Below are 13403 nucleotides of genomic sequence, written 5' to 3'. Positions count from 1 at the left end.
CAAAACGGATTCGTCGAGAGCTTCAACGGCAAGCTACGTGACGAATTGCTGAACCGGGAATGGTTCCGCAGCCGCGCCGAGGCCAAGGTGCTCATCGAACGCTGGCGGCAGTTCTACAACGAGCGCCGGCCCCATAGATCGCTATCAACCTCCCGCCACGGTCCGTCGAGCCTGGCTGGATTCCGATAATATCAACGCGAGACTCACTGCCTGATTGGGTACAAAATTCCGCCTCAGGTCAACTGCATAATTGGTATATTCGAACTCGCCAGCGACGCTGACTCTCGCGGACCACAGGCGAACAACCTCGGGGCTGTGTAGCATGACATCACCAGAGCTCACCGGCGGCGCCGGATTCACATATGAAGACGCCGTCGCGGCCTACTACCTAGTCGCGTTAGTCGGAGGCACGACCGCCGCCGGACTGACGTCGCGCGTCGTCGAACGCGTCGCTCAGCAGCAAGCCGACTTCGGCGAGCCTCTCGATGACATCATCGTCGATGCTGTAGGGCTGGCCGACGCGACAGTCATGCGGATATCTTTGCAAGTCAAGCGCGAACTCACGATCTCCAGCGCACCCAGCAACAGCGATTTCCGTGAGGTAATCCAGCATAGCTGGCAAACGCTACAGAAGCCCGATTTCCGCGAGCACATCGACCGGGTCGGCGCGATCACCGGCTCCGTAGCCGAAGAGGCGTTCCGAAGCTTCACGACAGTCTGTGAGTGGGCGCGAGCATCTGACACTGTGGCAACCTTCGTGCTGCGTTTCGCAGATGGTGGCAATGCATCGGCATCTCATCGCGCAGTGGCAGAAGCGGTCCGTCAGGCCGCACAAGATAGTACAGCCGGGCCCTTGCCCGACGATCAGCTGTACCGCCTGTTTCAGCACCTGACGCTCATCCGGTTCGACTTCCTCCAGGCCGGATCCACCCACGAAGCGGAGGCCGTCGCCAGCTTACAGCGAACGCTCGTCGCGAGCCAAGTCGGCCGAGCCGGCGATTTGTGGAACCAATTACGACAGCTCGCGCGCGATGGCGCGGGACGTAGCGCGGCGCACACGAAGGCCTCAGTACTGCGCGCCCTTGCCGGCTGGCGGTTCAACAGTGCCCCGGCGCACGCTGCCGACATGCAAAATCTGCGGGAAAGCACGAGTCACTGGCTTATGCAACAGGCTGATGACATCGGCGGCATGCATCTCGATCGGCAACCGCTGCGCGACAAACTTTCCGTTGAAATGGAGGCGCACCGCCTGACCTTGATCAAGGGATTGCCAGGCACAGGCAAGACGGTACTACTGCGAGACCTCGTTCAACGCCTCGCGACCGACGGGACGACGCTGTTCCTCACGGCCAACCGGCTCGCGGGAAGAAGCTGGGCAGAACATGCACGCGCCACGGGGCTGTCGATCACATCAATCGAACCGCTCTTGGTCGAGATCGCAGCCACCGGCCATGCTGTGCTGTTCATTGATGGCCTGGACCGCATTGCACCGGAGCAGCGCGCAGTCGTGACAGACCTGCTCGGCCAACTCCTGACGAATCCCGCTCTGGTCGGCTGGCGCGTGGTGGCAACGGCTCGTGATGCAGGCATCGAACCCTTGCGCAATTGGGTTCCCGCCGATCTACTCGTAAATGGTGGCGTGGGCTACGTCGATGTCGAAAACCTGTCCTCTGAGGAGGCAGTTTCCCTCGCCAGGACGCTGCCGGCCCTGCAGTCGCTCCTGACCGGTGGTGACGAGCGAGTTCGCACGCTAGCACGTCGGCCCTTTTTCGCGGCGGTGCTGGCTCGAGGATTTTCGAGAGCGGCATATCCCGCCGATTTCGCGCCGCGGTCCGAAGTTGAACTTGTGGATGCTTGGTGGTCCCGCGGCGGCTACGATTCGCAAGCGCCCCAAGCTCTTGCCCGACAGAGGGCCCTTGTTGAGTTGGCACAGCACAGTGCGCCCGACCTCGGCCGCAATATGCGGCTTCGGGACCTATCCGCCACCACTCAGGCCGTATTGCCGGCCCTGGAAGAAGACGGCTTGGTGCAGCAAGTCCGGATCGGGCACACGGCTCAGTTTAGCCATGACATTTTCTTTGAGTGGTCATTCTTGCATCTATTGCTGGATCAAAGTGAGGACTGGATCGACACCTTGACAGCAGTCGGCGAACCGCCCGCACTGGCGCGGGTGGTTGAACTCTTGTCGCAGGCCACCTATTCGGCTCGAGAGCAATGGCCGCACCAACTACACGCCCTCGAGCAGGTCCAAGTGCGGCCGCAGTGGCTAAGAGCGTGGCTTGTCGCACCTGTGTTCGGTTCGCGATTCGCCGAGCAAGTTGATATGTTTTCCGCGACGCTCGCCGCGAACGAGCACCGCCTGTTCGGCAAGCTGCTGGTATGGATGCAGGCAGAGAAGACAACACCCAATCCGCTCGTGTTATCAGGTCAACTTGGTAGCGACGACCTGGAGCCCGCGGCCCGAATCCGCCTCGCGGATTTGCTGGGCTGGCCCTCCGACTTCCTCGCCTGGCGCCGCCTGCTGCTTTGGACGCTTGAGCAACTCGACTCGATTCCAGACGCTTTCCTGCCGGACTTAGTCACGCTGTTTGAGACTTGGCAGATAGCGACTGCAGATATTCCAAACCCGGTGTCGCAACGGATCGTTTCCCAATGCGTTTCTTGGCTGCAAGCCATCGACGATGAGCACCTCTCATGGCGTTTCCGGCGCACCAACTCTGGAAACGACGCCGAGCCGCGTCCGCGTGCACCAACCAACCTGGAAACCGAGCTGCGCGCTTTGCTCCTTAGGACTGCACGCGCCTACCCTGATGTCGTCCATACCTACCTCGCGAGAATCATCGCGATCGAACACTGGAGCGACGACGGTTTCCAAGAAGTAGTGAACTATGCACCGTTACTGTCAAGCACCCATCCCGCACAACTAGCGGAAGTCGGCCGACGATGGTTCATGAGCGAACTGCCAGACGAAAGCGTGCAGCGCTGGCACGATGAAGCCGCTGAGCGGCGACGCTTGCGCGAAGATCTACATGCGATACCACCGGAGCGCCGCTCGCGTTCCGACCAGATGTTTCTTGAAAGCCCCCACTTTTCGCACAACGGTTTCTCTGATCATGACTGGGACCGCCTCTCGATCGGCGCCGATCACCGAGGATTTTTCCCAGCGTCGCCCATGCGCGAACCCTTTTACTCGTTGCTGGCGAACACCCCGCAAACGGCGCTTGCCCTCATTCGCGACGTCACCAATCACGCTGTAACTGCCTGGCGTCAGCTGCACCACCATTGGCGTGACGCGTCGACGCCACGGCCTCTCATATTAACGTTTCCGTGGGGGCCGCAGGAGTTCTGGGGCGATGACCGGCACTATGCATGGTTTAGAGGCCATGGCGGCCCTCAGGTCGTCGAATGCGCCCTCATGGCGTTGGAGCATTGGGCACTGGCGCAGGTAGACGCCGGGCGGTCACTAGACGAAGTGATGCGACAGACCTTGGAGGGGCACACGAGCATTGCGGTCGTGGGCATTGCAGTTCATCTTGCCTTGCGAGCTCCGCAAGCTTCAGCTACGACGCTGGCCCTCCTCGGGAACCTAAGGCTCTGCCGCCTCGACCTTCAACGCCACATCCAAGAGCCTCAACTAGCGAGCGCGGGACTCATCGGTTTCAATGATGAAACCACCGCCGCAACGCATTATCGAGCCGTATCAGAGAGCGCCCAGCTGTCATCGCGTCGACAGGAGCTACGCGATCTCATCCCATACTTCGTGCTTGGATCGGACATCGCAATGCGCGATGCCTGTCGAGCAGCGCTCGACGACTTTCCAAACCGACTGGAATTCGCCTACGAAGAGGAAGGAAGTGACGCGAGCCATGTAGCAGGACTTCGACATACTGCGGAATTGTGGTCCGAACTTGGTCACATCGAGAACTATTCGACGAGTCCGGTTCCCGGTCGCAACGACGTCGTCCAGATCTCCGTGAGCAGCCCGCGACACCAAGCGCCTGAGGTTCAGGCTGCGCTTCAGCAACATGTTCAGATATCGCGCGAAATGGAACTGTGGCTGTGGGTCGAAAAGTGCTTTTCCTCAAAGAAGTTGGCGCCCGGATTCACGCCGGACGAGGCAATCGCCCGCGCTACAGAACTCGCTGCGGCGCGGGCCAAAGGGCAGGCACAATCGCTGATGCCAGGCAGCGGGTTCACGGATGGAGCGATTGCAGGGACAGCTGCGGTCATCGCGTGTTACTGCGACGTCGCGACGCACTCAGAGTGGACAGCTACCACGATAGATCATTACCGGACAACGCCGGACGAGGTCTCAGAGGAAACGTTCTCCGGGTCCATCATTCCCTGGCATCCGAAGATTTTTGTCGCGCATGCCCTAGCCGCACGAATCCGGGCTGGCAATGGGCAACCGATCAACTGCGAAGCGCTGTATCAGCTAGTGGTGCACCCGCTAGAAGGCGTCTCCCTTGCCGCACTCTCTGCGGTCGCTTCGTGCTGGGACCGCGACCAGCGCTTTGCCTGGTCAGGGCTGAACCTCGGCTTGCGTTTAGCGCAGCTCTTACCTTGGCGGGATACACATGGAATGACGCCGGAGGCCCGGAGGGAAGCGGAAGGAAGCCGCCGCAATGCGGCGCTTATCGACGCCTGGAACGAGTACCAAGCAACGGGGTCGTTGTCTCCTTGGGTCCGCCCACGGCCTTCGTGGATTCACACTCCGCCGTCGACCACATCTCGGCGCCGCCGTCGGGCGAACGACGACGATGAGTGGCAGCGGTCTGAGGATGTGTGGCACAACCAGTACGCCGCGAAGATCCTGAAGTTGGTTCCCGTGGCAGCGGTCATGGCAACCCCGACAGCAGCTACCAAATATGTCGATGCGCTAGAGGCACTCATGGCATGGACATTGGATACGCTAAATCCTACCTGGCGAACGGAAAGGCGCAGAGGGCGAGAGCGCGATGATGCGAACCTGTTCGAGTGGCAACATCAGGTTGGGCGTTCCTTAGCGCATGTTGCGATGCACGCGTCCGAACCCGAAATACAAGACCGGCTGCTGCGCCCGATACTGGAACAACCCGACGAGATTGCGATGCAGTTCTTGGAACCATTCGCCGAGGTACTGGTTTGTGCCGGCGTCCTCGATGCTCCCCAAATTCAACAGGAAACTTTACAACTGCTAACTCGCGTACTTGAACGAACCCTGGAACACGACGACCTGCAACGCTCGCCCTACAACGATGGCCGGCTCGGCGGATTCGACCTCCCGGAGTTAGTGAAGTCGCTGCTCTTCGTGAGCGTGGAACGAGCCCCTGGAGCCGAGCGTTTTGCCAATGGCCAATGGGGCGACTTGGCGCAAGTGATGCCGCTGGTCGACTGCATGATCCGACAGGCTGGTTGGAATCCTTACGTGGCTCGCCAGTTCGTAACCCTATGCGAGCGTGCCGGTAGCACTTACCCGGCCGATACGTTCGCCGAACAGGTACTAAGCCAAATACTCGAGGGTCGGTTGCCCGCCGGCTGGAAAGGCACCACCATTCCGGCGGCAATAGCAGCACTTGTACAAGCGCATGCAGATCGGCAGCACCCATTGCCGACAGCATTGGCACGAAAACTACTCCGAGTGCTCGATGCGCTTATCGATCTCGGCGATCGCCGCAGCGCCGCCTTACAACAGAGCGAATCATTCCGCGGAGTCCGGCTAGCAGGGCCTGCCTAAGGCGATATTGCGCACCTTCATTCCGATGAAGTATCCGGCCCGTGTCGGACAAACTCAATCATTCTTTCGCTCAAGGTATTCGTATAGCGACCGTAGTTGTCGACCGCACGAAGGATCGCGTCCCAAGCGACCGACTCCACGTCGGCAACGATCGTCTCCGAATCGTTAGCATCATGGTGCTTGGTCCCGTTCCGAAGCGCATTCAAGGACGTGCCGAATTCCTTCTCCGTGCGTTCTACCCCATGCACCTTGAAGATCTCCGCAAGCGCAACCAACGTCTGTTCGCGAGCGGTCCGATCCTGCGGGCCAGCCAAAGGCGATGCCGAACGTCGCCGCTTGAGCAATCCTGCAACAACCTCTTCAGCAGCCGACGCAAGATGCAGTACCGAAAACCTACCGCCCACTCGCTTGTCAACAAGATTGACCAGGCCGCCTAGAAATTCGCCCTCCGGGAGATGGTCATTTTCGTACCGTCATCGATACCATCTGATCGACTACGCAGTTGTTAACCATGCGAACCGATCATTTTTTCTAGCCGGCGGTTTTTCGACTGCCGCATCATTATCGACATCATGAACAACCGATATGATTCTGGTCGACTGTGGCTCGCCGGCCAACCGCAGTCAACCCATAGCAGCCGTTCGCCAGAGGAGCTGCATTCAATTACGCTCGGATCGTTCCGCTGGAAATCTTTTAAAAGAAAAATCGATGACGTGTGGCGCAAGCAGAGACTCGAGTTTTGCATACTCTGACCGGATGCTGTCAATGTATTGACTCGCCTCAGGTGACTTCCAGGCGCTTGCCAAGCCGTCTGGGGCTATTTCGATATCTTGCAATGCTGTGTAGTAACGTTCGCACTCAATTGCCCATTCAAAAACCGCCTCTTTGGCTTGTTCGGGCGTGAAACAAAAAAACTCATCCGACAGTACGGAATCACTAAAAATATACACCAGAAATAGCATGCGTATAGGTGAAGTTGGGTGAGATAATGGCGCTTGCAATTCTAGAGTCCAACGATCCACCTCGAACATTCTCAGCGGAAAATACATCGACATAAAGATATATTTTGCCGAACGCACAACATCTGAATTCAAGAGCTCCAATGCTTTTGTAATCGGCACATTGGGACCAGATAAATTTCCCTTAATAATTTGCTCTCGCAAAGCGAAGAAATAATTACACGACTCCTCGATTGCGCCACTGTCGGCGTCAAACTCTAAAGCCTGTCGTCCCAAGGATGATAATTTAATAGTTCCCTTGTCTTTTTCCGTCCAAATTGCTGCCCCATTTTCCCGAGCAAGTCCGAGATGACCTCTAATTAGGTGTGCTGTCTCGTGGAAAAACACACTATCAATAAACTTGGCAAACAGATAGACAGAAAAAGCTTTGCGAATTGGGCAATTGGGTTGAACTGGGTGGATGCCAGAGTCAGCAAGATTACTAGGTATATATGAAAGAACGATATCGGCCTTTTCCATACCAGGGTCACCCACCTCAGTAAACATATCACTCCGGGCGAGCATTAATGAAACCAAGCATGCTGCATTGAAAATGAATCCATAGCTAATTCCAATCAACATATCTCCACGCGATTTTTCATTTGATGAAATTGAAGAAAATGCTTCCGGAGAAAGAGAACCAAATACTGTTGCGTGAAGAGTAAGGCCATTATTTTTGAAATACATAGCCTCGATTATATTTTTTTGGTTGTCGATGGCCGACTTGGCTTGAGATATCAGGTGCCGCGTCCATGGGTCGGTGTGTTCAGGCAAGATAACACCACCGCGTTCTTGAATGATAGTTAGCAAATCCTGAGGAATATTATCCATTTTCATTTTCACAACTGAGTCAAAAATGATAATCGGACGATCATGCTAGAAGTGCTACTGAGCGTCGGCAAATCAATAACATGACCGTGTCAACTGCTTCCACTAATTTTCCGTGATTCGGCGCAAGATGTCGAACGTCCGCGCATGTGCCGAACTGAGCCGCCCCGCAACTACCCTTAGATCTAACGTAGTCTTGGCGCCGGTTCCCAAGGTATAAGCATCAACAATCATTTCAGCCTACGTATCTGTGTTTAAAATAGCGGAACAACAAAGGCTCCTACGGGGAATCATGAAGCCGAGACTGACCGAACTGCTGAAGGCGGTAAAACCGGAACGCGCGCTTTTCACGACCTACACGTTGAGCTTAAGCTGGTTTGAGTCCTTCTGCCTTCCCATCCTTCGGGCTGATGGCTGCGAGCAGATTGACCTACTTGTTGACTCAAAGGAAGCCTGCAAAGCAGGTGCAGAGACTGCCAGTGCCTATGCAGGCAATGCGTTCTGGGTTACGCCTGTCGCAATGGAGAAAGCGGGCATCTTTCACCCCAAAATTGCATACCTTCAGGGCTCCTCGGATGACACGCTGGTGATTGGTAGCGGTAATCTGACGCAACCCGGCCAAGGGGGCAACCTGGAGGTCATCGACTCCGTCAACTCGAGTGCCCACCCGCACGTCTTTGAAGAGTTCGCCAACTTTGCAGACCTCTTTCTGAACCGGACGGGACTTTCCCCACACGTCGTTTCTACGCTCAAGAGCTATGCGTCACGGGCTCGGCAAGTCGCTTTGAAAGCCTCTGAATTTGTCCGAAATTCGCCACGTTCAGCATGGCTTGTTCACACGCTCCAAACTCCGGCTCATGAGCAGCTGGGCGTGCTTATCGAACAACAGCTGATCAACCCTTCACGGATCACGGTCTTTTCGCCGTTTCACTCCCGCTCTGCCGAAGCCGTCGGTCGCCTCGCTACCCGCTGCCAAGTACACCAAACGCGCATCGCGCTGCTGCCCAAATGGCTTTCGGAGACTAACGAACACCGCTACATCGCGCCGTTCGACCAGAATGCACCTCATCTGCCAAAGACGCACTCTTTTGTCCGAGCGGTTACGGGCCTGACTCCTCGCCCTGTCCATGCGAAGTGCATCGAAATAGAAGGCTCCGATGCCGTTCTGATTTTGGCGGGATCTATCAACGCGACGCGCCAAAGCCTCTGTGAAACGCGGAATGTGGAAGTGGGACTGGTGCGTAAGCTGGAACGTTCTCCCTTCGAGTGGGAAAGAGCAGAACCCGACGAATACGAGCCGTGTGAATATGATGCAGAAGACGATTCTGGTCCGCGACTGTGCGTTGAAGCTGAACTGAACGAACAGCGCCTGAGCGGCAGACTCCTGCCCAATGCTGCTGAACGGGTGGTTTCGGTCGAACTCTGGTCCCGCAATCGCCGCGAAAAAGCCCTGCCGAACGTAAGCGTCGCACGAGACGGCAGCTTTTCCGTCACGGTAGACGGCGATCTTGACACGGAATATGCGCTTCGCATCAAGCTGTTGGATGCGGACCAGTTGCTCGCCACCGGATGGCTCAACGTGGAAGCCGTGCTGGCTTTCCCTCCCATCGACCGAAACCTAGCGCAAGCGGCAGCTAACATCGCCTCAGGGAAACCATCCGAAAGGGATTTGCGCGCTATCCTCGAGCACTTCCGAAGAATTCTCAAACGAGCACAACGTGACGCTGCCACGGAAGAAGTAAATATTGCATCCCGGACGACGGTCACGGTACCTGAGCTACTGCAAAAGACTGGTTTCGACCAGTGGAGCCCCGACGAACTGAGAGCCCTCGGAGTCTCACCGAAGACGGCGCGACAGATTCTTGCAGCAGCATTCGCGAGTTTGCGTAAGCCCGTCGGTGGCCCCGCTCGTGGCCGCATCGTTCCGGAAACGGAGAACGAAGATGTCTGTACCAAGGACGCCGCGAACGAGGCAGAACGCGCAGTCTCGCTAACCCGTCGCTCGCAGAAACGGCAACCACATCGCCGGGAACCTCCCGAAAATCCGCTTGCCGAGATGCTCAAAACTCTTCCTCAGGTTCTACGCATCAATGCAACCGGTGTGTGGATTCCGGGACTGGTTGCCGTGTCGTTCTCGGAATACCTCCAAAGCAACCTCAACGCCATGCGGACGCTCGCCGGCGACGACGAGCCCGACTACGCTTCGCTTGGTCCCTTGCTCAAGCAGTGGTTCACGGAATTCTGCAGATATGACTACGGTGAAGCCAACCGCATGCGACTTCTTCCGCTGTTCTGTGGCGTCGCAGCCTGCACAGTCTTTTTTGGTGGCGAGACCGTGAATCCGCCCAAAGTGAAGCAAAACCTTGAAACGTTTGTCCGACGCACATTGAACGCTGACGAATGGCTCGAATTCGCAGACGATGCTCTGGGAACTCCGCCCTTTGCGGCGCTGGATGAGCAAATGCAGGCAAAGGTGCTCGAGGGGGCACTGACGCTTGCGGAATCTCTCGCCACCCGCCAGGAACTCGAAGAGCTTGTGGTGGCAGTCTTCAGCGGCAGCGCAAACGCCTTGAAGTTTCCGCGTCACAAGGGGGTGTATCGCACGCTCGACCTGTTGCACCGAAATCTGATTCGAAGCAAAAAAAAGAATCGTATCTTCGGCATCCTCGGCGTGGCCGTGAATCCGTTCGAATCGAAGATCGGCTGTCCCGCCTGCAACGAACGGCTGAACGACCTCGACTTTATGAATCAGTTGACACGCGACGGCGTTGCAATCCACACGCCAAACTGTAATAAACCGATTTTCGTGGGTCTTTCGCGTGAGACGCTAGTCGCCGCGCGAATTCCAGCCTGGGCCTACGGCTATACCGACGACTGAGTTCGAGGATAAATGAATGCTTTCTCACCCTCACTACGTCTCGCAGGTCGAGACCTCCCGTGGCCGCGACCCTCTCGGTCTGCAATCGTCGGTGATGACACTTTACCGACAGGTCTATCCTGGGCTGAACAATCGGGCACGATACATTCGTGTCTACTCCGCTATTTGCTGGATGGTCCAGCAAATCTGGGGCGTGCTGGGTCAGGACGCGACGGAGGATGAAATTCAGGATGCATTCGACACCGGAATGCCGAAGATTCAGCTGCTGCTTGTATGGGCAAATGCTCGGGCCGAGGTACCCGCTCTTCCCGGTTCGACTCGCCGCTGGCCCGCCGAGGGCACCTCGGCTAACCTGACCTTCCGGGAGATGCCTACGCCTTCGGCAACCTATCCGAGTGACTCCGATTCAGAAGATATTGATGATGAGCCCACGGGCTCCGATGGGACCACGTTTCTCGGTCCCGATGAATACGCCCCGAGTATTACGAATGGATTGCGGTTAATCGAACGGTGGTCTGGCTACAACAACGTCTTTGAACTGACTGAAGCGGGTGAAACGCTAGCGAACGCCTTCAAAGAAATGGTCGCGGGGCAAGATCCCCAACAAGTCGAGTGGCTACGCAACCTTGACGCTATTACTATCGACGCTGACGGCGTTGATGCACTGTGGAAAATTCTGCGTCTAGACAAACCGACAGCTGCCGAGCGAAAGGCTTTCGCCGCACAGTTTTTCCCAGAAAAGCCCGCCTTCGCTCTTGAGAGTAACTTCCGCCATCGACGCGATGGGTTGACACTTGCCCTACGCGCGCTCGCGGCAGAAGAATCAGCTAGCGGGATGCCGGGTACCTACATCCCGGTTGGCCAGATTCGGCACACAATGGCACGAGGGTTTGCCACTGACGGGACGCCGCTAGATCTGACCGACTTGGCTGAGACTCAGCGTGCCTGGCAGAGCCTTCAAATCCGAAAATATCTGAAAGTCGCACTCGAAATACTTTTCCGGTCGTGCGAGGTTCGAACACACCATGCGATGGTGAAATCTTTTGCCCGTGACGAGAACGGCAAGCGCATCGCCGTACCTCGCACCATCGACGCAATTGCACGGACTGTTGGGGAACTGGCGGAGGAGCATCTTACGTTCCAGGTTGGAACCGTGGGAGATCTGCTTGATGCTTTCAAAGCGGCTCAAGGTACTGCTTCCTCGCTTTATTTAGCCGGACTCCAGCAATCTGTACTCGACTTGCAGGAAAACATGCGCCTGATGGTCAGCAAGTCGCATTTTCCCTTAAGCGCCAGCAAGGACAGTTCGGAAGGGGACGCGGTCGCCAGTGCACTATGTGCGCTTCTCTGGTGCGCGGTGGAAACGCCGAATTTGCCTGTCGCTAGTCGGGAGGAAAGTGGTGACCGGCTAACACTGCCGGTCTTGCAAGACCTCGTCGAACGCTTCAAGCATTCAAGGCCTGCAGAGTTCGTTGCCGAAGTCGCCAGCAATCACGTCCTGAATTTGCACCTGACTGTAGTCGGCGAGCGTTGCATTGAAGACTTTGAAGCCAATCGCCCCGTGAAAGACCGATACCGCATTCTGGCCGGCGACGAGGGACTTGAAAGAAACCAGTTAGGTGGGGCGCGCCTGTCTACGGCCGAGGAGATGCGCGATATCCTGCTTCACGCGCTTTTTCTGCTGGCGCAAGCAGGTTTTGTGACCCAGCATCCGTCTCAGCCCCAAAGCTTCCGGATAACGGCTGTCGGGAGAAGGAGAGCCGCGACTGATCTCGCGGCTCTCGATGCGTCAGCGGGCGAGGATCGTAGCGCGCCGACTCACAACTAGTGATCTATAAGAGAGAGCGCACACATATCGAACACGCGACCAACGAACTCGGCATGCCCCTGTCCCGGCGCACCATCAACAAGTATCTCGCCTGCATCGACGACGCCATCGAACGGCGAAAAGACCTGGCCGCTCGACACCACGGAAACGACGCGGGCGAGATCCCAGGCGACTCTGCGTCAGATACGCATCATCGCGTCTCGTGCGCTTCAAGTTACCGCGACCTTCCACACGGCCTTTCGTTAGCCCCGGATCAGGTTCCGATGCCTCTGAATGCTATACTGGGCCCAGACAGATTGATGAGCATCATGTGATTGTCTTTCCGCCTTATAATCATAAGGTTAGAATGATGGTGGATGTTTGACGGAGGTCATCATGATCCTGCGAGACAAATTGAGAAAGGCGCTCGGTCGGAAAAAGGCCAATGTCTTCCTGCGGGCTGATTTTGTAGGCCTGGGCAGCGAAGCCCAGCTAAGTCGTGCGTTACGCAATCTGGTTGACGAAGGTGCGGTGGTAAAAATTGGGGTAGGAATCTATGCCAAGGCGAAGCGCAGCGCCTTGAGCGGAAAACCGATTCCGGTCGAACCCGTCGAATTTCTGGCGCCAGAAGCACTGAAAAAGCTGGGTGTGAAGGTGTATCCGAGTCGCCAGGCTGCAGCATATAACGCGGGTACGACGACGCAGATTCCCGCCGGCGTGGTGATCAATACCGGGAACAAGCGCATCTCCCGCAAGCTCGGCTTCGGCCCCAAGACCATCGCATATGAAAACAATTACGATCGACCAGCGGGAGTTGATCGACGCCCTGCTCGCTGAAAAAGATGTCGGCGGGATTTCCGCCGCCATTCTCGAAAAGGACATCCACGTCACCGACGCCCTGCGCGCCCTGTCGGCCATCGTGCACGAACACGTCCAGTTGGTCTTCTGCGGCGGCACGAGTCTTTCGAAGGCCTACGGCATCATCGAGCGGATGTCGGAGGACATCGATCTTAAGATTGTGCTGCCCCCTTCCCATGGTCTCAGCGACAGCGCACTAAGAAAGTGACCTGAGGCGGAATTTTGTACCCAATCAGGCAGTGAGTCTCGCGTTGATATTATCGGAATCCAGCCAGGCTCGACGGACCGTGGCGGGAGGTTGATAGCGATCTATGGGGC

6 protein-coding genes and 2 pseudogenes are annotated in these 13403 nt (G+C 56.9%); 6 read left to right on the top strand and 2 right to left on the bottom strand.

The window, feature by feature from the left end; all coding sequences use genetic code 11:
* Both GQ57_RS41020 and GQ57_RS37160 read left to right on the top strand, forming a co-directional pair.
* Positions 1–214 (top strand): annotated as a pseudogene (locus GQ57_RS41020) (integrase core domain-containing protein); the annotation flags it as partial.
* Between the two features lie 108 nt (positions 215–322).
* Positions 323–5716, top strand: a complete 5394-nt coding sequence (locus tag GQ57_RS37160; protein WP_034200522.1) for an NACHT domain-containing protein — start codon at positions 323–325, stop codon at positions 5714–5716.
* 17 nt (positions 5717–5733) lie between these two features.
* Here GQ57_RS37160 and GQ57_RS37155 read toward each other — a convergent pair whose 3' ends face one another.
* Together GQ57_RS37155 and GQ57_RS42755 are read right to left on the bottom strand one after the other, a co-directional pair.
* Positions 5734–6120 carry a hypothetical protein gene (locus tag GQ57_RS37155; RefSeq protein ID WP_152603470.1) on the bottom strand — a complete coding sequence of 129 codons (387 nt, stop codon included), beginning with the start codon at positions 6118–6120 and terminating at the stop codon, positions 5734–5736.
* Between the two features lie 255 nt (positions 6121–6375).
* The gene (locus tag GQ57_RS42755; RefSeq protein WP_152603469.1) at positions 6376–7545 is read right to left on the bottom strand and encodes a hypothetical protein; all 1170 of its coding nucleotides are present in this window, start codon (positions 7543–7545) and stop codon (positions 6376–6378) included.
* A 289-nt stretch (positions 7546–7834) separates the two neighbouring features.
* Between GQ57_RS42755 and GQ57_RS42750 the strand changes: the two genes are divergently transcribed.
* The 4 genes and pseudogenes from GQ57_RS42750 to GQ57_RS37135 form a co-directional block, all read left to right on the top strand.
* Positions 7835–10420 (top strand): hypothetical protein, encoded by a 2586-nt coding sequence (locus tag GQ57_RS42750; protein WP_152603468.1) that lies wholly within the window; start codon positions 7835–7837, stop codon positions 10418–10420.
* A 16-nt stretch (positions 10421–10436) separates the two neighbouring features.
* Positions 10437–12248, top strand: coding sequence for a hypothetical protein (locus GQ57_RS37145; protein WP_152603467.1), 1812 nt, complete (start codon positions 10437–10439; stop codon positions 12246–12248).
* Between the two features lie 375 nt (positions 12249–12623).
* Positions 12624–13064 (top strand): DUF6088 family protein, encoded by a 441-nt coding sequence (locus GQ57_RS41015; RefSeq protein ID WP_081896877.1) that lies wholly within the window; start codon positions 12624–12626, stop codon positions 13062–13064.
* Positions 13012–13290 (top strand): annotated as a pseudogene (locus GQ57_RS37135) (nucleotidyl transferase AbiEii/AbiGii toxin family protein); the annotation flags it as partial. The gene GQ57_RS41015 and the pseudogene GQ57_RS37135, both read left to right, overlap by 53 nt.
* Positions 13291–13403 lie beyond the last annotated feature (113 nt).

The organism is Burkholderia sp. MSh2, from assembly GCF_000731655.1.
In the GTDB taxonomy this organism is placed as follows: domain Bacteria; phylum Pseudomonadota; class Gammaproteobacteria; order Burkholderiales; family Burkholderiaceae; genus Burkholderia; species Burkholderia paludis.
This window is presented reverse-complemented; position numbering and strand designations above follow the sequence as displayed.